Genomic DNA, 18,353 nt, shown 5'->3' with positions numbered 1-18,353 from the left:
CAGCACCGCTCCCGTCGCTCTGTCGCTCGTCGCCGAGCCGCCACCGGGAGGCCCCAGACCGTGCTGGACCACCACATCGCACCGGCCGTCTTCCCGGCACGGCTCCTCCTCGAAAAGCGCTTCCAGGCGTTCCTGACGGAACGCGGTCTGGCCGCCGACGACGTACTGGGTGAGACCGATCAGGGGCTCGGGCGTCCGGCGCTCGCGGTGGCCGGTGGATCGGTGCTGGCAGGGTTCGGCAACCGGCGCAGCGACCTGGACCTGCTGGTGCTCGTCGAGCACGGACGGCTCACCCGGTTCCCGATCCAGTCGCACGAGCACGGCACACTGATCGACGTCAACGTCCGCGAGGCCGGTGCGGTGCGGGAGCGCACCGCCCAACTGCGCGACAGCGACTGGCCCCGCTACGACACGGTCACCCAAGAGGCCTGGAACCACCGGCGCCGCACCCTCAAGACCGCGAGCAGGCTGGCCCTCGGGCTCAGGCTGATCGCCAGCGAGCCGTGGGAGACCTGGCATGCCGGCCTGCGTGAACCCTGGCTGGCGCGGGCGGTGGAACAGTGGTGGACGGTCGAGGCGCACCGGCTGTCCCGCGCCGCCCGCCTGCTCGCCGACGTACGGCCCATGGCGGCCGCGGTGCGCGGCAGGGACGCCGTCGTGGCCGCACTCAACGCCCGTGCCGCCTCGGCCGGGCAGATCTACTTCACCGAGAAATGGGTCGGCGAGAAGCTGAAGGCCGTCGGGGACGAAGACGCACTGCTGCTGCTCCGCGAGGTCCTGGCGGTCCCGGTCGACCCACGGGCCCGGGTCGAGCGCTGCGGCGCTCTCGTCCAGGAACTCGCCGTATCGAGAAGGCCTCTGCACAGTGTGCTGCGATGGGCGACCGGTATCGGCACATCAGAGCTGGACAACCGTACGGTGGTCGACCGTTGGCAGCTGCGCGCGCTCGAAGTGCCGCGCACCGGCCTGCCGCCCGCCGGCAGCGACGAGGTCCTCTGGTCGGGGCCGCCGGGCACCGACCCGCCCGACGACATCCTGCTGCTTTTCGGGCACGACATGCTGTGGCTCGGTCTGGCCGAGCCGGAGCCGGAGCGGCAGCCGGTGCCGCAGTCGCAGGAGGAGGTTCCCGGCCGATGAACACCCGCCCAGAGCCCGAAGCTTCCGAGACAACCCCCGCAGCCCTGCCCGATCTGCGCCGGCTCACCGTCTTCCGCGCGCACGGCGCGGTCCGCCTGTTGCTCAAGTGCCGGGCCGCACTGGAGGACGTCGAGGGCGCCGTGTCCGAGCCGCAGCCCGAGGTCGCCGTCCTCATGGCATACGAACTGGTGCAACTCTCCTTGTCCGTAAGGGGGCTGCGCACCCACGGGGAGCTCTCCTTCACCGGCGAGCAGGCGAGCTTCGACCCATTCGCCGGAGTGCCCGCGCAGGAGGTCCACGACGGTCTGCGGCTTGCCGCGGAAGGCCTTGAGGCCATCGCCGAGGACCGTGGCGAGGACTGGCTGGACCGGCTGCGGGCCCACCTCGACGCCACCGAGCGGCAGCTCGGCTACACACAGAAACTGCCCAACGTCCGCGACGGAAGCGGCCTGATGAAGGGCTTCAAACTGGCCCGCACCTGGACCCCGCAACTGGAACGGCTCGGACTGCCGGACGTCATGCCGGAGAACTGGACCCGCCGTGCGGACTGATCCGGGCACGCTCGCGCGCCACGGCGACTGCCTCCCCCTGACGCTGCGGGGCCTCACCAAGCGGTACGGCACCGTCACCGCCCTGCGCGACGTCGACCTGGACATCGCCCCGGGCGAGATCGTGGGCCTCCTCGGCCACAACGGGGCGGGCAAGACCACCCTGATGTCCCTCGTCGCCGGACTGCTGCGCCCGGACGCCGGACAGGTCGAGGTGTTCGGCCGGAACTCGGTGGACCAACCGCACGAAGCCCGGCAACTGCTCGGGCTGGCCCCCCAGGAGCTCGGCATCTACCCTCCCTTGACGGTGCGTCAGAACATGTTGTTCTTCGCCGAACTCGCCGGGCTGCGCGGCCGGGCCGCCGGACGGCGCATCGAGGAGGTCGCCGCACCTCTCGGCCTGACCACACTGCTCGGCCGCCGGGCGGCCCAGCTGTCCGGCGGCGAACAGCGGCGCGTGCACACCGCGATGGCCCTGGTCCACCGCCCCCCGCTGCTCCTCCTGGACGAACCGACGGCAGGTGTGGACGTGCAGACCCGTGAACAGCTCCTCGACATGGTCCGCACCATGGCCGCCGAGGGGACCGCGATCTGCTACTCCACGCACTACCTGCCCGAGGTGGAGACACTGGACGGCTCCGTCGCCGTGCTCAGCGGCGGACGCATGGTCGCCCGCGGCACCCTCAAGGAACTGGTCCGCCAGTACGGCGACAGCGGGATCGAACTCACCTTCTCCGGCGGGCCGCCCGAACCCGTCCTTCCCTGGCCCGCGGTGCGCGACGGCCGCATCCTGCGCGTGACCGTCGAACAGCCCCATCTGGCGGTGCCCCGGCTGATGGAGGCGCTGGGTGATGCCACCGGGGAACTCGTCAACCTCAGGATCATCCAGCCGAGTCTGGACAGCGTGTTCCTGCGGGTCACCGGACGCCGGTACGAAGCGGTGGCCCAGGAGGTTCCCCATGACTGATCCCACGACCGGACCCGCGTCCGAGCCGATGGGCGGACCCGCGTCCGGGTCCATGACCGCCCCTGCGGGCGATGCCCCGCGAAGGGAGACCCCCGTCGTTCGAGGCGGCGGATCCATGGGCCGGATCGCCTCCCTGATCCGACACGACATTCGCCTCCAACTCCGCGACCCCGCACCCCTGGTGGTGCGTACGGTGATGCCGCTGCTTCTCATGGGGTTCATGCAGCCGTTGTTCCGTACGGCCCTGCGGGCGGACCAGGTCGAGGGCGCCACCGGCGCCGAACAGGCCGTACCCGGCATGGCCGTCATGTTCACCTTCTTCCTGGTGAACCTCGTCGGCTTCGGGGTCTTCAGGGAACACGGTTGGAGGACCTGGGACCGGCTCAGGGCGGGCCTGGCCAGGCCCGGCGAGGTCGTCGCCGGGCGGATCGTCGTCCCCCTGTCCGTCGCCATGCTGCAACTCACCGTCGTGTTCCTGGTCGGCGGACTGCTGTACGACCTGCGGGTCACCGGCGCCTGGCCCGCCCTGGTGGCCGTCGGGGCGGCCCTCGCCCTGTGCGTGGTCATGTTCGGCATGGCGCTCGTCTCGGTGTGCCGTACGGTCTCCCAGCTCGCCGTGTTCGCCAACCTCATGGCGCTTGTGTTCGCGGGACTAGGCGGCGCCCTGACCCCGCTGTCCGCACTGCCGGACTGGGCCAGGCCACTGGCTCCCGGAGTGCCCAGCTACTGGGCGATGCGCGGCTTCAACTCCGTGGTCCTGGACGGCGGCGGAGCGGCGGCCGTGGTGCTGCCGGTGTCGGTGCTGCTCGGCTTCTCCCTGGTGTTCGCCGCGGTGACCCTGCACTTCTTCCGCTTCGAACACCGAAAGGTCTCGTGGTCATGACGACGAGGGAGCGGAGCACGGCGGAGACCGGGCCGGGAGGGGGCACGCTGGTCGTCTTCGACTGCTTCGGCACGGTGGTCACCGAATTGCGCCCCATGCCGGAACCGGGCGACTTCACCCGCGGAATCGCCCAAGTCCTGTCACTGGACAGCCGGTTGGCAGCAGAGATCGTCGAGGAGGTGTTCACCACCCTGTATACGGCGCTGGTCGACAAGTCGGCGCTCCAGCCGGGGACCCGTGACCTGCTCGTCGCCGCACTGCGGACGCGCGGTGTGCTGCGTACGGGCGAGGACGTCGACCGGGCGCTGTGGCGGGCGCTCGGCTGCGAGGACGACGACCGCTACGCGCTGTGCGAACCGATTGTCGAAGCCATGCGGCGCGCGGCCGACGCGGGTCACGCCGTACGCCTGATGTCGAACTGCTACCTTCCGGGAAACCTGATGCGCCGCCTGCTGACCGGGCTCAAGGTCCCCGAGGTCTACGACAGTGCCCTGTTCACCGCGGACGGCGGACCGAAGAAGCCCGACCCGCGGGCCTTCGAGCAGATCGCGGCGGGCCCCTTCCGGCGCCGCGTCATGGTCGGCGACTCAGAGGCCAACGACATGATCCCGGCCCGCCGGCTCGGCTGGGAAACCGTCCAGGTCCGCCCGCACCAGCCCGAGTCGGCCCTCGCCGAACTCCGCTCCCTGCTCATGCTCTGACTCCTGGGACCCCGCCACCGTCAAGAGCTCCGACCGCCGGATTTCCGTTCCGCACAGAGGAACATCCACTGACCGGCGGCCGGCCCCTCACTAGCGTGTACGCATCGCCGACCCCACTGCACCTCTGAGCCATCGCGCCGAAGGAGTCCCCTGTGAAGGTCCTGGTCATCTGGCCTCCGCACGTCCCCAGTTACTTCAACGCGGGACATCACACCCCGCTCTACATGACGGCCGGCCACCTGCGCCGACTGCCTTCGGTGGACCGGGTCGACGTGAAGGACGCCGGGGTGTTCAACACGCACTGGAAGGCGATCGGCGAGCTCCTCCACCAGGGCCGGTACGACATCATCGCGATGATGAACGACTTCGACGCCATCGACGGCTTCGAACGGTTCACGGCCTACGCCCGCGAGCTGTCGCCCCACAGCAAACTCCTCACCTTCGGCCGCCTGAGCAGCATGAACCCCGGCTTCTTCCAGCGTTACGGGCTTGACGCCGTGGTCCAGTCCGGCGACTACGAGACGGGCGTCGCCCACTACGTCAGCGCACTCGCCGCGGGCACCCCCCACGCGCCGCTGCCCGGAGTCGCCGTACGCGACGGCGACCAGTGGAAACCTCCGGCACGCGACGGTGACAGCCTCACCCCCGAGCAGTGGACGCTGCCGGACGTCGAAGAGATCCCGTACGAGCACTACGACCGGCTCTACGCACGGGACGAGGACAAGTTCTGCGGCATCCCCTTCCGCCGCGAACTGGTGGTTCCCACTGCCCGCGGCTGCCCCGTCGGCTGTGAGTTCTGCGAAGTGCACGAGATCTTCGGACTCCGCGAACGCCGGCTGAGCGTCGACGCCACCGTCGCCTACATAGCGGAGAGCCTGCGGGCGCTGCCCTTCGAGTACGTGTCGTTCTACGCGCCCACCTTCACCCTCGACAAACAGTGGGTGCGCGAGCTGTGTGCCCGATTCCTGGCCGGACCCGTGTCACCGCGGTGGAAGTGCGCCACCACCGTCCACCACCTCGACGCCGACCTCGTGGACCTGATGGGCCGGGCAGGCTGTGTGCGCGTCTCCGTGGGTCTGGAGACCCTCGAACCCGACGGCCACGGCTCACTGCCCCGGGCCAAACGCATCGAGGAGGGCCGCTTCGAGGCGCTCGCCGAGCAGTGCACCCGCGCCGGCATCGAACTCAACGCCTTCGTCATCATCGGTCTTCCCGGCACCGGAGCCGAGGGTGCCAGGCGCACCCGCGAACTGGTGGAGAAGGTCGGTGCCCGCTTCCGGCCCACGATGTACACGCGGCTGCACGACATGACGCCGGCCATGCAGCCGCTGGAGATCAGCCGGTACAACAGGCAACTGATCGCAGACCCCCACCACGCACCCGACGACGGCCTCTACGAGTTCCTGTTCGGCCACGAGGGCCGTGTGACATCCGTGTACGAACGCATACCGGCGGCCGCCGACCGGAGCGACGGATGAGGGTGCCCCGGGCCGCACCGCACCCGTCCGCACCGCCCGCCGCCGCCGTACCCTTCCCGACCCGCGACGCCGTCTGGAACCTGCCCTGGCAGCCCAGACGGCAGCGGCCCGGCGTGCTGAACCTGAAGAGCTGCGAACTGCGCCACCCGGCGGCGGCCGCACTCCTGGCCGCGGCGGCGCGCGAGCTCACCACGGCGGACCTGATGCACTACCCGTACCAACAGTCCCTGCTGCGCGCACTCGGTGACTTCCACGGCCACCCCCCTTCCGGCATCCTGCTCACCGCGGGCTCGGACTGTGCCGTCGGCCTCGTCGTAGACGCCCTGGCGTCCGGCGGGGCGGGCCTGATCCTGCACGAGCCCGCGTTCGAGAGCTGGCGCTACTACGCCGCACTGCGCTCCGTACCCGTCGTCGGCTGTGCCGCTCTCACCACGGGTTCGGCCCGCCTGGACCTGACCGCACTGCACGCCACGATGGCCGCCCGTGCCCCGTCGGTGGTCGTGCTCTCCAACCCGGCGAGCCCGTCGGGCCTGGCCCTGACGCTCCAGGAGGTCGCGGAGACGGCCGAACTCGCCGGGCACGCGGGCCATCTGCTGGTCGTCGACGAATGCTACGGCGCGTTCACCGGCCTCACCCACATCCCGCTCGTCGCCGCGTCCGCGCACCTCCTGGTCCTCCGCTCGTACTCCAAGACCTTCGGCCTGGCCGGGGCGCGCGTCGCCTCGGTCTTCGGCTCGCCCGGGCTGACCTCCTACCTCGCCAGGTTCCGGCCGGACAGCACCGTCTCGGCGACCGCTCTGGCCCTCCTGCACGTGGTGCTCGGGGAACGGGACCGGTTCGCCGAGGTGTGGCGCGACGTGCGGGCCGTCCGCACCGCATTCGTCGCCGAGGTCCTCGCCGGACACCCCGGGTGGAGCGCGCTCGACCCGGGCGGCAACTTCGTGACGTTCCGCACCGGCGACCGGGCCCTGCCCGCGCGGATGACGCGCCACCTGGACGAGCACGACATCCGCATCCGGCCCCTCGACGACCTGCCCGGTCTGGAGACCTGCCTGCGGGTCTCCCTGGCCGACACGCCGACGATGCGGAAGGTGGCCGCGCTGATGAACGACCCGTTGGAGTCGCGATGACGCCGCGGCCCGTCCGCAGGATCGTGGTGCTCGGCAGTCCGGGCAGCGGCAAGTCGACCTACTGCCACGCCCTCGCCGCCGACACCGGCCTGCCCCTGATCCACCTCGACGACGCGTACTGGAGAGCGGGCTGGCGCAGGCCCACGGACCAGGAGTGGGAGCAGACCCTGCAACGGCTCGTCGCGGCTCCCCGCTGGATCATGGACGGCAACTTCGTCGGCACCGTGGCCCAGCGCGTCACGCACGCCGACCTGGTGATCCTGCTCGACCGGCACCCTTGGCTGTGCGCGGGCTCCCTGGTACGCCGGTCCGTGCGGCTGCGCGGGGACATCCGGCGGGGCCGCCCGACCCGGGACTACCTGCCCGCCGCGCTCACCCCGGACGACCCGCCGGTGCGCAGCCTGACCGCCCTCGTCCGCAAGGCAGTGGGCTTCCGCGCCCGGGAGCTGCGTGCGATGCGCCCGGCACTCGAAACCTGCGGTGTGCCGGTGGTGCGCTGCGGCACCCGCCGGGCCGCGGCGCGGCTGCGCCGCCAACTGCCACCGCCGGTTGACCCGTCGCCCTACGGACCCCACACCACGCCCGAGAGCGTGTGCGGCTGCGGGGAACGCCCCGGCAGTACCGGCCGGCCCACGCACCCCATTCGTCCGGCCAGGGAAGGGAGCAGCTGAGCATGAGCAACAGCCGTACACGGAAGGAGGGTGCGGACCACGAAGCGGAACGGTCCGGTCTCGCGCCCCCCTCGCAGGCACCCCACATGGCGCTGCTCGGCGCCGGCTGGCACACCCGGTGGACGCTAGACGAGAGCATCCGGGACGAGAACCTGACCGGTCCCGACCGCATCCGGCAGGTCGCCGCCAGCGGGTTCGCCGCTCTGGCGATCCCCCGGGAGTTCGGCGGTGGCGGCGCGACCCTGCTCGAAGTGGCCTCGGCTCAGCGGACGTTGGGTGTCGTGGCCCCGTCCGCCGCCATCGCGTTGAACATGCACTCCTTCACCGTCGGCCTGATGGCCGACTACTGGCAGCGGCACCGGGACACCAGCTGGATGCTGCTCGAAGGCATCGCGGGAACGCACGCACTCGTCGCCTCGGCCTTCGCGGAGCCGGGCGGCAGCCCCAACTTCATGAGCAGCCGGTCATCGGCCGTCGAGTCCGGCAAGGACTACCGGGTCTCCGGCGTCAAGTACCCCTGCTCACTGGCCTCCACCGCCACTCTGGTGTGCCTGACCGCGCGCGTCGAGGCGACGGACGAGACGATCCTCGCCCTCATCCCCGCCGCCTCACCGGGCCTCTCCGTCCAAGGCGACTGGCCGTCCCTCGGCATGACAGGCTCGGACACCGCCAAAATCGTCCTGGACGACGTGGAGGTGGACGACCGGCTGGTCTTCCACCGTGGCCCGGCCGACGTCGTCGACGACACGGTGATCTCCGGAATGGTGTGGTTCACGGTACTGCTGACCGCGACCTACCACGGGGTGCTGAGCGCCCTGCTGGATGTGGCGTACCGACAGGTGACCGCTTCGGGCCGGTACGGCCAACGGGTTCCGCTCCTGGGCCGGGCGACCCGGGAGGCGCTGACCCTGGGAGGCGCCTGCCGCCAGCTCGCTCGTGACTTCGGGGACGGCGCGCTCACCGGCCGGGCGGCACTCGCCACGGCGATCGCGCTGCGGGCCACACTCAGCGACGTACGGGACCGTGTGCTGTCGGCGATCACTCCCGTCGTCGGAAGCCACCTCTACACGCTCGGCCAGCCGACCGCGCTGTTGCAGATCGACTCTCTGGCGGCGCACCACCACCCGCCGAGCCTGCTCGTCTGCGACCAGATCGTCGGCGACCACTGCACCGGGCGGGACATCACCTTCGACCCGGCCGACTGAACCGGCGTGCCCCCCCACACGCACCACGTCATGGGTCGTACGTCATTCGTCAGGGGAACCGTCGCGCGACGAGCGCGCGCAGAGAGAGGTCGGCACATGCCCCACGTGGAAGTGAACCTGCGGATCGCGGCACCCGTCGAGGCGACGTGGCAGGCGGTCACGCGGCTGGAGGACTACGCCGCGTACATGGAGAACGTCGAGTCGGTGACCGTGCGGGGCCAGTCGCAGGGCAGACGTCTCAGTGAATGGTCCGTGCTCCTCAAGGGCTCCGTGCTGGAGTGGGTCGAGGAGGACGAACTCGATGAAGACCTGCGCACCATGACCTTCGACCAGGTCTCGGGCGACCTGGACGAGTTCACCGGCTACTGGCGGGTGGACCCCCAGGGCGAGGGCGCGTCCCTGGTGACGTTCTGCGTGGACTTCGAGATCGGCATCCCGCTGCTGGCGGACATGCTCAACCCGGTCGCCACCAAGGCGCTGCGGGAGAACTCCGAGCAGATGCTCCGGGCGATCGAGAGGCGGCTCGTCGCCTCGTGAACCCCCTCACCGCTCGCACGCGCGTGCTCGTCACGGGAGACACCGGCGCGGTCGGCGGCGCGGTCCTGCGCCGTCTGACCGCCGCCGGCTACGACACGTACGGGGTCAGCAGCCGGGGCGGCCCTTCCGCCGGCCGCCTCGCCTGGCGGATCGGCTCCGAAGAGCCGCCCGAGGAACTGCGCGGCCCCTGGCACACCGTGGTCCACTGCGCCGCCGACACCCGCTGGAACCTCTCGCCGGAGGACTCCGAACGGGCCAACGTCGACCCGCTGCGCGCCCTGTTGAAATGGATGGGCGCCGGAACCCGCCTCATCCACCTGTCGTCATCCTGGGCGACCGGACTGACGGGCAGCGTCGCACCCACGTCGACCGAGGCGTACCGCAACACCTACGAGTGGTCCAAGGCCGCGGCGGAACGGTTGATCGTCGCCGAGCGTGCGTCGGCCGACATCGTGCGCTTCCCCGTCGTGATGGGCGCACGCGAGGACGGCTTCCTCGACCGGTACAGCGGCTTCTTCTGGCTGCCGTCCTCCCTGTGCACGGGGGCCGTTCCCGCCTGGGTGGCCGACAAGACCGCCTACCTGGACATCGTCAGCACCGACGACATCGCCGAACACGTACGGGAACTCGTCGCCGGGGACGCTCCCACCGACGTCAGGCTGTCCGTCCTGGGCAGGGGTGAGCGGGCGCCGTCCGTGGGTGAAGCCCTCGACACCCTGCTGTCCGCCCTCAACGACTGGCGTACGGAGTGCGGTGTGCCGCTCCTGGCACCCCTGCCGTATCTGACGAGCAGCCAATGGAACCGTTTCTACCTGCCGTTCGCCCAGGAGCACTTGGACCGCGCCCAACTGCTGAGGGTGACCGCGTTCCAGGCCTATCAGGGGTACTTGACGCTCACCGAGCCCTTCGAGGTGACGCACCCGGTGGACCCCGTCACGACGACGCTGTACCGCTCGATCCGGCGCTGGGCGGAAAACCACGCGGTGACGGCCCGCCGAGAGCCGAGGCCCTGGAGGCCGTAGACATGGTCACCGTCCGAAACGTCGCCCCGATTCCTCGGCCGGCTGAGTATGGCACCGAGCGTGAGGACGCATGTCGCGAGCTGCTTACACCTGTCTCATGCCAGGACGCCCTCAACGACCTGGCCGCGGAGGGAAGATCACCGCAAACGGTCCGCCACCACGTGACCACTCTCAACAGCCTCACGGCAGTGGCCCCCGCGCTCAGCCTGTCCTGGCCGGCCGAGGAGCCATGACCCGGTCAGAGCGCCCGCCAGGTCGTCGAGTTCAGCGGCAAGACAAAACTCAGCACTCCCGTCGTTCCGCCGGCCACCTGTGCCGTCTGCCTTGAAACGAGATCATCCCCGAGGGACACACCGGCCCACTTGACGAACGCTGCCGCCCCGATCGATGCCCCAACAGCATGATCGGTCCCGAGCACCTCCCGATCTATGAGTCGCACAAGCGCAAGCAACTGGAGCTCACCAACAGCCCCTCCACACCCGCCTGCCGTCGCGACCTCGCCGAACGAGAACTCGACATCGCCGGCAACGTCCTCAAGATGGCTGGTGATCCCCGGTGAGCCGACCCACCGATGCTCCAGAAAACACGGTCAGCCCCAAGACCGCCGCGACCCTGCGAGCCGCGATGACCCGCCTCTTCGAGGGACGGCCGCGGCGGACCGATGGTCGCCTGGTCAAGGGCTGGCGCCTGCTACTTGCCCTCTTCCACGACGGAAAGCCGGTCGGTCAGCAGAATCTCTCCGCCCGCGACTTCCGCATCACACGTGAGGCCCGCACCCGCTTCTGGCTCGGCCGCTGCTACCAGGGCCGCAGATACGGCACCCAGATGCGCACCGCCGCGCTCCACCGCGCCTTCCACGTGCTCGGCGCCGAGCACGTGACCTCCTCCGCCTTCACCGACAATGCGGCCTCCCGCCGGGTCTCCGAGAAGCTCGGTTGCACCGCCAACGGGGTCCGCCGTCTCACCGTCGACGGCCGCCTCGTCGAAGCTCACGACGCCGCGATCACCGCGCACGACTGGACGCACCAAGAGCGGCAGCACACCCAGGTCGACGGGATCGACGCATGCCTCCATATGTTCGGCGTGCCCTCATCAGGGGCCCTCCCGTGGACGTCATCCCGCACGTCTGACACCGGCCGCCTCTCTCGACTGTGAGCTGACGGACTGCGCAGGCTTGCCGTCGCGCGGGGTGGTCTCGGCTGTCCAGCCGTTGCCGGTGACCAGGGCTGGCGTGGACTCGTTGGGCAGAGCCGGTCGGCCGTTTTGCTGCGGATCTGTCGAGGGGTACGGGTATGGAGGACAGTCAGATGGGAACAGCGCAGGTCGGTCGTCCAGAGGGAGGGGAAGCCGGTGGGAGGGCGGTGGCCGAGTGGCTGGCCATGAGTGGGCAGGCACTGCCGGCGTTGCGGACGTGGGCGGAGCACGAGCCGGATTCGCCGTTGGCGAAGGCGTTGTGGGCATACGCGGACAGGGAGGCTCTGGAGCATCAGGAGGTACGTGCACATCTGCACGCTGCGCACGTTGCGGCTGGGCAGGCCGGTGACGCGCGCCTGACGTCGCTGATCTACGGGCTGTGGTTGTCGGCCCACAACCAGCACCGGGCCACGGCCGACCACGCGGTGTTGCATCTGGCCCGGTTCCCCGGGGACGTGCTGGCCGGCCCGATGCTCTCCGCGTTCTCCCACGTGGACGGCATCTACCGTGAGCACGGCCGAGACCTGACCCTGGCCCAGTACCAGTGGGCGGGCAAGGAGTCATGGCCATGGGCGTCCTGGGCGGCCGGCGCTCTGGCCGAGCAGGGCGCCGCCGACGAAGCCTGGCAACTTGCCCAGCACGCCCTGAACTTGCAGCCCCGCTCTGGGGCGGCGGTACACGCCCGAGCCCACGCCGAGCACGAACAGGGCACCGGGCCCGCCTGCACGGCCTTCGTCGACTCCTGGCTGGCTACCAATCCGAACGCACTGCAACGCCGGCACCTGCAGTGGCACGCCGCCCTGCAGGACTTGGCCGCCGGAAACCTGGACGCAGCGCGGCACCGCACTGACGTCGGCATGCGCGCGGCTACCAACTGGCGCCTGCTCCTGGCCGGCCAGGACCCGGCCCGTACCAGCGACCTGGAGCACATCCACCACCTGCTGGCCGAACCCGGCGGCTGGGCGGAAATCTTTCACACCTTCCAACTCGCTCTCGCCCTGGCCGTCGCTGCCGACACCGACGCCCTGAACGCACTTGCCCAGCGCGCCGAGGCTGACCCACGTGAGGACTACGCTGAGGTTCTGGCCCCCGTTGCCCGCGCCTTGGCCCACATGAGCGCCGGGCAACCGGGCCAGGCTGTCGACCTGCTTGCTCGACTTGGCAAGCAGGCCGAGCGCATCGGAGGCGTCCGAGTGGAACGCGAGGTCATCCAGGACACCCACGCCCGCGCCCTCCTGGAAGCCGGCCAGCCGAAGCAGGCAGCGGAGCTCCTGCACCACCGCATCGCCCACCGCCACCACCACACCTACGAGACCCTCCTCCTCACCCCGGCCTCGACGGGAAACCCGCACCGCCCCCGACAACCGGCGTGCGAGGAGAGGGGGCCGCGTTCCGGCTTGGGAGCCCTGGGGGGAGTGGTGTAGGCAATGGCTTTACGGCCACCGCCCATCCGTCTGGAGCCTTCAGAGCCGGCCCGCGTCCGGCGTTGGCGAAGACCTGGTGCTGGCGCCAGCACAGACCCTCGGCCAGATCGCCGCGCGTGCCAGAGTGTCGAGGTCCGGCTGATTGAGCAGTCCATGCAGGAGTGGGACCGCGTCAGTCAGGGCGCGGTGCCCGAGGGGTGAGTCGGAGTTTTGGTCCGAGGCTGGTCCGGAAGAGCTGGGCAGAAGCGGGATAGCGGTGGGAGGAACTGGGAGTTAAGACGTAAACCGGGCCATGCTCGGAGCGGGCCGAGCGGAAGGCGCCTGACCGGCAAAAGCGCTGGTCAGGCGACTTTTTTCGCGCCTCTAGAAGAAGCCGAGCTTCTTCGGTGAGTACGACACCAGGAGGTTCTTCGTCTGCTGGTGGTACAGCAGCTTTACCCCGACTGACCAGGGAAAACGGTGCTTTGTAAGCCTTTCGCGCGGGGGCTGGTCCGGGAATGGTCCGGATCTTGGTGACCACCGCATCGGCGGCAGGGGCCAGGTGCATGGTGGGAAGTCGTGGGAGCGATCGGGAGCAGGTAGGGCAGTCCCATGGGTCGTCCGTGCTGTGGGCTACGGCCGGTGGTCGTCGCAGAGCCATCCGACGGGATAGAAGCGAGCGGGTGCCCCGCATGGTTGTACTCCAGCCCTGCACATGCCCCGGTAAGCGATCGGCGGCGCCCCCGGCACCGTATGCCTTGGGCTCGGGGCGGATGCTGGTGAGCGGGGTGTCGGGATGCAGGGGAGCGGCACGGTGTCGTGGTCGGCCCGCAGGGAGTAGTGGCATGAACACGATGACCAGCGTCGACAACACCTCTTCGGGCTCGACCCGCACCGAAACCGGCCGTGACCATGCCCTTCGGCTGCGCGGAGTGACCTGGCTCGTGTGGCGCCAGCACCGCGCCACTCACTGGACGCTCCTGATCGCCGGAGCGGTCATGACCGCGGCCTTCATCGGCGTTCACCTGGTGGTGGTCTCCCATCAAGGCCTCGACGTTCACCCTGCACTGGTCCGAAGGTGAGAGCTTCGACAAGCGGGCCTGGCCTCGTGGCGTTCACTCTGTTCACTCTCATCGGTGGCGCGGCGATCGGCATGATGCTTCGCCGGACATTGCTGTCCATGGTCGTCACCCTGGGCTTCGCCATCGCTGTACAAGTGGTCTGGGCACGCTTCCGGTTGTCCCTGGGGAGCGTTCTCACGGCCCCAGCCACGATGGGGCCGACGGCGCCCGCCCGCGCGTACCCGACAGCGCCTACATTGCAGACTCGTCCTACCTCACAGCGTCCGGCGACCCCTTGGCTGGGGCAGCTGCAGTGAGGCGACGGAGAAGGCAACCGAGGCTTGTCTGACGAAGGAGGGCGTCATTGGGTGGTCCACGGACTGCATCCCGATGTCCCAGTTCTCCTCCATGCAGTGGCTCGGTGCCTCGATCCTCCTGCCCCTGACAGCCGCCATCGCGGCATGCGTCATCCTCCGGGGCCGTAGGCGCCTCGTCTGAGCGTCCGGACTCGGCACCCCCGCGCGCGGCAGTTGGCCACGGGGCTCGACGCCCCAGGGTGGTTCGAGTGGACGCTCTCCGTGGCCCGGCCCGGTGGGCGGCGGGGTGCCGCCCACCGGGCAGTGCTGGTTCATCGGGTGGTGTAGCCACCGTTGAGGAAGATGGTCTGGCCGTTGGCCCACCAGCCGTCGGTGAGCAGATGCGTCACCCAGGGCACGATGTCCTCGATCTTGGTGAGGTCACCGTTCATCGCGGACGACTTGTGGTAGGCGATGGAGTCGTCGTCCTCGGCGGGATAGAAGAATGAGGTGTCCATCGGTCCCGGGGCGAGGTTGTTGACCGCGATGTTGCGGCCGAACAGTTCCTTCGACAGGGCGCGGGTGAAGTGCTCGACCGGGGCTTTGCTGCCCGCGTAGGTGGAGTACAGGCCGGTGTATGCGGCCAGCAGCGAGGTGACAATGGTGATGATCTTCCCGCCGTCCTCGATGCGGCGGGCGGCCTCGCGCATCACGAAGAACGCGGCCTTGGAGTTGACCGCGAACATACGGTCGTACTCCTCCTCCGTGATTTCGGTGAGCGGCTTCTTCAGCACCATGCCGGCGGTGTTGATGCTGTAGTCGAGCTTCCCGAACCGGTTCACGACGTCGTCGAAGACCCGCTCCACCTCGGAGACCTGGGTCAGGTCGCCCTGGATCGCGAACGCCTCGCCCTCGCCGGCGTTGATCTCCTCCACGACCGCCTCGGCCTTGGCCCGGGAGGAGTCGCTGTTGTAGTGCACCGCGACCCGGGCGCCCTGCGCTCCGAGGGTGGTACTGATCAGCCCGCCGAGGTTACGGGACGCGCCGCCGACGAAGGCGACCTTGCCGTTGAGTGTCTTGTCCGGGGTGGTGACCATGACTGCCTCCTGCGATGTGCTCGGGTGGGACGGCATGGCCCCGGCGGACACCGCGGGCCAAGCCATACTCACCAGACTCACCGCAGAAGCGCATGTGGATCTTGAACGATCCGATCAGAGGTGGAACAAACCGCTCATGACTTCCCGCCGGCCGTCAGCGTCCGCCGCTGCCGTCCCGCAGCAGCCGTGGAGTGGCACCGACATAGCGTCGCATCATCCGCGTCAGATGGCTCTGGTCCGCGAATCCTGCCTCCGTCGCGATCTCCGCAATCGGTCTGCGGGTACGGGTGAGCTCCCCTCGTGCGTACTCCAGACGCTGCTGCATCACGTACTGGTGCGGGGATTCGCCGGTCGATGCTTTGAAGACTCGGGTGAAGTGGGATTCGCTGACCTGGGCCACGGTGGCCAGTTCCGCCAGCGTGACCCGCTGCGAGAGGTTCGCGTGGATGTAGTCCATGACTTCGGCCAACCGGCGCGGCGGCAGCCCGCCCGCTCGGCCAGGCAGCGTCCGGCCTTCGGCGGCCACCCGCAGTATCATCGCGGCGGCCGCCTGGACCAGTGACTGCGCGTACAGGGAGTCCGCGGGGCCGGGGCCGGAGTACTCCGACACCAGACGCTCCAACAGCATCTTCAGCAGCGGATCGGTGAAGTGGAACCGCGGAACCAGCTCTACCTGGCCGGCGGCGCCGCTCTCGGCCGTCAGCTGCTCCAGCCATGCCGGATCAATCCCCAGAAGTAGCAGCTCCACGTCGTCCTGCCAGCGAGGCCGCGACGCCCATCCGGCGGGATTGACCAGCGCCTCCCCGGCATGAAACCGCTCCTGGCGCGGTGTCCCGTCCGCTGACCAGCGCAGACTGGCCGACCGCCCCGTGTGCACCACCAGCACATGCACCGGAGGGCCCACGGACAGCGGGGCGACGTCCGATCTGCCCGCGGCGCGCTCGATCGACCGCTCGGCCACTGCATGGCCGAGATCGGACCCGCTGCCGTCCAGACACCGCAGATGAGGCTTGATGCGTGAAACACCCACCACACCAGTATTCACCCTCATCACAACACCCGCCTGCTACCTCCCGGGAGCGCCACGCCTGGAACGCGCGCGGCCCCGGCCCCGACTGGGTGTACGGCCCGGTCGGGTGGGTCGGGCCGGCTGTCTGCGCGTGGGGCGCAACGACGGCCGAGCGGGTTCGCATCACATCCGCTCCGGGCGGCCCGGCACATGCGTGCCGTCCAGGGCCAGGTAAGCGACCTCGTACCCCTACGATCGCCGGCGACGCATAGGAACTACCCCGGCTTGCTGCCGCGTGAACTCGGTGGCCTGAACGCTGGGGGCCTGAGGGCAGGGACCGACACTGGCCGATTCACCATCGGGCACTGCGCCGCAGCGGATCGGGGCAACGGCGATGGGGCTCACCTGCTACATCGATGACGACGGTTACCGCGGCGGCTTCACCGCGGACGACATCGAGGAACTGTTGGGGTCGCTGGATTCGAACTATCTGGGCTGGTCCTCGGCGATGGCTCCCGTGATCACGGGGGAATCCGGAGCGGCCGGAAATGGGTAAGGAGCTGACCAACAGTTTCTGTGCCATTGACCCCGACATGGCGGCAGTCTTCGCCCGCACGACGTTCCTGTCAGACAAGCGTCTGCTCCAGCAGGCCCAGGCCCAGGCCCAGGCCCAGGCCCAGGCTGCGGCGGACGCGGCGGGTGAGATCGACTGGGACGTCTCGGTCGACTCGGCCGTCATGCGGGCGCACCAGCATGCGGCGGGTCCTCGCACCGACCCGCCGCCGGCGCCAGCCCTCAAATGCGGCCGAAGGATCAGAACATCAGGACGAAACGCGGTGGCAGAGGCTGCGCGCCTGCCTGGTGAAGAGTGCGGGGGGGGGGGGGGGGGGCGGCAATGCGACGCTCCGTGCCGGGGCTCAGTAGCAGCATGCGCCGGCGCGGTCAGGGCCGCCAGGGCCACAACGAACGGGGCTGCGATGCTCATCGTGCGGCGCGTTTTGGCAGTCATTGTTCCTCTTCACTGATTGAGGGTTCGCCCGGAAGGTCAAGGGCACGCTCACGTTTTCGCAGATCAACGCCGCCGCCGCAGGGGTACCCCCAGAGCGGTGTGAGTGGGCTTCGTAGTCGCGAACCGACACGCATGGACCGGCGACGGCGGTTCTGAGGTCACTCGACGGCGCTCGGCTCACGGAACTCACATAAGGCCACGGCAGTTTCGACCCCGTTGGGGTGCAGCAGACAGCGCATACGGGAGGTGTCGACGTAAGCGCCGTCAAAGGGGTGCGCGAGGAGACGCGACAGCGCAGTGGCGTGCTTGGCCATCGAGCTCTTGCCCGGCATGAAGATCGACAGCTCGTCACGGGACCCGAACGTCTCCACCTCGATGTCGGCAGGCAGAGACGCCAACGTCTCTTCATCCGCTGTGACGGGGACTTTGACCAGCCAATGCGGTCCCTCGCCGGCGTTGAGTCGGCTCTTCTGCTCCGGCGTCTCGGTGGCCAGGGCCCGCCACGGCGTCCCGGCTACCACGCCTCCGTACGACTCCACGGTCCTCACCACGTGCTGAACAGCGGCAGCGACCGCGGCGTCGGCCGCATTCCAGTCGTACCGGTTGCGCCCGGCGGGCGGGCGCGGCACCAGCTTCGACGCCACGGTCATCTCGTCCACGTGGCGCAGGACCGCCTCGGGAGGCGACGCGAGCAACTCGCGTGCGTCCCTGATGGCCTCGTCTTGGATTCGGCGCTGCCGACGCACCTCCGTCACGTGCTGCCGCAGGAGGATCAGTGCCTCGTCAGGTTGGTCGAGAGCGCGTCGGACGAGCGTCACGCTCATACCGGTGCCGCGCAGTACGGCGACCAGCATGGCCCGTTCGACCTGCCCGAACGTGTAGGAGCGGTAGCCGGTCCACTCGTCGACATCGGCCGGAACGAGCAGGCCTTCGGCGTGGTAGTACCGAAGTGTCTGCGGCGGCAGGTCACACATCTCACTGAACTCACTGATCGACAACATGCTG

General features: G+C 69.6%; 18 protein-coding genes and 1 pseudogene. 16 read left to right on the top strand and 3 right to left on the bottom strand.

Translation table 11 applies throughout. The annotated features are described in order from the left end of the window. Positions 1–60 precede the first annotated feature (60 nt). The 15 genes from ACZ5GP_RS11455 (at position 61) to ACZ5GP_RS11385 (ending at position 13,958) form a co-directional block, all read left to right on the top strand. A complete protein-coding gene (locus ACZ5GP_RS11455) occupies positions 61–1,137 on the top strand; it encodes a hypothetical protein (protein ID WP_468750627.1) in 1,077 nt (358 codons plus the stop codon). Next, the gene (locus ACZ5GP_RS11450) at positions 1,134–1,688 is read left to right on the top strand and encodes a hypothetical protein (protein WP_468750626.1); all 555 of its coding nucleotides are present in this window, start codon (positions 1,134–1,136) and stop codon (positions 1,686–1,688) included. Before ACZ5GP_RS11455 ends, ACZ5GP_RS11450 begins: the two co-directional genes overlap by 4 nt. Then, positions 1,678–2,652 carry an ABC transporter ATP-binding protein gene (locus ACZ5GP_RS11445; protein ID WP_468750625.1) on the top strand — a complete coding sequence of 325 codons (975 nt, stop codon included), beginning with the start codon at positions 1,678–1,680 and terminating at the stop codon, positions 2,650–2,652. Before ACZ5GP_RS11450 ends, ACZ5GP_RS11445 begins: the two co-directional genes overlap by 11 nt. Next, on the top strand, positions 2,645–3,535 hold the full coding sequence (locus tag ACZ5GP_RS11440) for an ABC transporter permease (RefSeq protein WP_468750624.1): 891 nt from the start codon (positions 2,645–2,647) through the stop codon (positions 3,533–3,535). Before ACZ5GP_RS11445 ends, ACZ5GP_RS11440 begins: the two co-directional genes overlap by 8 nt. After that, on the top strand, positions 3,532–4,236 hold the full coding sequence (locus ACZ5GP_RS11435) for an HAD family hydrolase (RefSeq protein WP_468750623.1): 705 nt from the start codon (positions 3,532–3,534) through the stop codon (positions 4,234–4,236). The genes ACZ5GP_RS11440 and ACZ5GP_RS11435 overlap by 4 nt, the downstream gene beginning before the upstream one ends. 152 nt (positions 4,237–4,388) lie before the next feature. Next, the gene (locus ACZ5GP_RS11430; RefSeq protein ID WP_468750622.1) at positions 4,389–5,714 is read left to right on the top strand and encodes a B12-binding domain-containing radical SAM protein; all 1,326 of its coding nucleotides are present in this window, start codon (positions 4,389–4,391) and stop codon (positions 5,712–5,714) included. After that, positions 5,711–6,844, top strand: a complete 1,134-nt coding sequence (locus ACZ5GP_RS11425; protein WP_468750621.1) for an aminotransferase class I/II-fold pyridoxal phosphate-dependent enzyme — start codon at positions 5,711–5,713, stop codon at positions 6,842–6,844. The genes ACZ5GP_RS11430 and ACZ5GP_RS11425 overlap by 4 nt, the downstream gene beginning before the upstream one ends. Then, positions 6,841–7,515 carry a P-loop NTPase family protein gene (locus ACZ5GP_RS11420; protein ID WP_468750620.1) on the top strand — a complete coding sequence of 225 codons (675 nt, stop codon included), beginning with the start codon at positions 6,841–6,843 and terminating at the stop codon, positions 7,513–7,515. Before ACZ5GP_RS11425 ends, ACZ5GP_RS11420 begins: the two co-directional genes overlap by 4 nt. 2 nt (positions 7,516–7,517) lie before the next feature. After that, positions 7,518–8,720: an acyl-CoA dehydrogenase family protein gene (locus ACZ5GP_RS11415; protein WP_468750619.1), complete on the top strand. Its 1,203-nt coding sequence runs from the start codon at positions 7,518–7,520 to the stop codon at positions 8,718–8,720. Between the two features lie 96 nt (positions 8,721–8,816). Next, on the top strand, positions 8,817–9,257 hold the full coding sequence (locus tag ACZ5GP_RS11410; RefSeq protein ID WP_468750618.1) for a type II toxin-antitoxin system RatA family toxin: 441 nt from the start codon (positions 8,817–8,819) through the stop codon (positions 9,255–9,257). After that, positions 9,254–10,279 carry an NAD-dependent epimerase/dehydratase family protein gene (locus ACZ5GP_RS11405; RefSeq protein ID WP_468750617.1) on the top strand — a complete coding sequence of 342 codons (1,026 nt, stop codon included), beginning with the start codon at positions 9,254–9,256 and terminating at the stop codon, positions 10,277–10,279. Before ACZ5GP_RS11410 ends, ACZ5GP_RS11405 begins: the two co-directional genes overlap by 4 nt. Before the next feature lie 400 nt (positions 10,280–10,679). After that, complete coding sequence (locus tag ACZ5GP_RS11400) at positions 10,680–10,838, top strand: hypothetical protein (protein WP_468750616.1); 159 nt, start codon at positions 10,680–10,682, stop codon at positions 10,836–10,838. Further along, entirely contained in the window at positions 10,835–11,434 is a 600-nt protein-coding gene (locus tag ACZ5GP_RS11395; protein ID WP_468750615.1) for a GNAT family N-acetyltransferase, read from the top strand. The genes ACZ5GP_RS11400 and ACZ5GP_RS11395 overlap by 4 nt, the downstream gene beginning before the upstream one ends. 206 nt (positions 11,435–11,640) lie before the next feature. Further along, positions 11,641–12,897: a tetratricopeptide repeat protein gene (locus ACZ5GP_RS11390; RefSeq protein ID WP_468750614.1), complete on the top strand. Its 1,257-nt coding sequence runs from the start codon at positions 11,641–11,643 to the stop codon at positions 12,895–12,897. An 824-nt stretch (positions 12,898–13,721) separates the two neighbouring features. After that, positions 13,722–13,958: a hypothetical protein gene (locus ACZ5GP_RS11385; protein ID WP_468750613.1), complete on the top strand. Its 237-nt coding sequence runs from the start codon at positions 13,722–13,724 to the stop codon at positions 13,956–13,958. Positions 13,959–14,565: 607 nt separating this feature from the next. Here ACZ5GP_RS11385 and ACZ5GP_RS11380 read toward each other — a convergent pair. After that, positions 14,566–15,330 (bottom strand): SDR family oxidoreductase, encoded by a 765-nt coding sequence (locus ACZ5GP_RS11380; protein WP_361082013.1) that lies wholly within the window; start codon positions 15,328–15,330, stop codon positions 14,566–14,568. Between the two features lie 154 nt (positions 15,331–15,484). After that, positions 15,485–16,360 (bottom strand): helix-turn-helix domain-containing protein, encoded by an 876-nt coding sequence (locus ACZ5GP_RS11375; RefSeq protein ID WP_468750612.1) that lies wholly within the window; start codon positions 16,358–16,360, stop codon positions 15,485–15,487. 346 nt (positions 16,361–16,706) lie between these two features. Here ACZ5GP_RS11375 and ACZ5GP_RS11370 point away from each other — a divergent pair. Further along, positions 16,707–16,977, top strand: a pseudogene (locus ACZ5GP_RS11370) (alpha/beta fold hydrolase); the annotation flags it as partial. A gap of 529 nt (positions 16,978–17,506) precedes the next feature. On the opposite strand, the gene ACZ5GP_RS11365 reads toward ACZ5GP_RS11370, so the two are convergent. Then, positions 17,507–18,349 carry a MerR family transcriptional regulator gene (locus tag ACZ5GP_RS11365; RefSeq protein ID WP_468750611.1) on the bottom strand — a complete coding sequence of 281 codons (843 nt, stop codon included), beginning with the start codon at positions 18,347–18,349 and terminating at the stop codon, positions 17,507–17,509. Positions 18,350–18,353 lie beyond the last annotated feature (4 nt).

This window comes from Streptomyces sp. NPDC031466, from assembly GCF_055581265.1.
This window is presented reverse-complemented; position numbering and strand designations above follow the sequence as displayed.

Coding starts and splice junctions, on each gene's coding strand:
- ACZ5GP_RS11435 (WP_468750623.1), top strand. CDS start 3,532: ATGACGACGAGGGAGCGGAGCACGGCGGAGACCGGGCCGGGAGGGGGC.
- ACZ5GP_RS11450 (WP_468750626.1), top strand. CDS start 1,134: ATGAACACCCGCCCAGAGCCCGAAGCTTCCGAGACAACCCCCGCAGCC.
- ACZ5GP_RS11365 (WP_468750611.1), bottom strand. CDS start 18,349: ATGTTGTCGATCAGTGAGTTCAGTGAGATGTGTGACCTGCCGCCGCAG.
- ACZ5GP_RS11415 (WP_468750619.1), top strand. CDS start 7,518: ATGAGCAACAGCCGTACACGGAAGGAGGGTGCGGACCACGAAGCGGAA.
- ACZ5GP_RS11380 (WP_361082013.1), bottom strand. CDS start 15,330: ATGGTCACCACCCCGGACAAGACACTCAACGGCAAGGTCGCCTTCGTC.
- ACZ5GP_RS11425 (WP_468750621.1), top strand. CDS start 5,711: ATGAGGGTGCCCCGGGCCGCACCGCACCCGTCCGCACCGCCCGCCGCC.
- ACZ5GP_RS11440 (WP_468750624.1), top strand. CDS start 2,645: ATGACTGATCCCACGACCGGACCCGCGTCCGAGCCGATGGGCGGACCC.
- ACZ5GP_RS11385 (WP_468750613.1), top strand. CDS start 13,722: ATGAACACGATGACCAGCGTCGACAACACCTCTTCGGGCTCGACCCGC.
- ACZ5GP_RS11410 (WP_468750618.1), top strand. CDS start 8,817: ATGCCCCACGTGGAAGTGAACCTGCGGATCGCGGCACCCGTCGAGGCG.
- ACZ5GP_RS11420 (WP_468750620.1), top strand. CDS start 6,841: ATGACGCCGCGGCCCGTCCGCAGGATCGTGGTGCTCGGCAGTCCGGGC.
- ACZ5GP_RS11400 (WP_468750616.1), top strand. CDS start 10,680: ATGATCGGTCCCGAGCACCTCCCGATCTATGAGTCGCACAAGCGCAAG.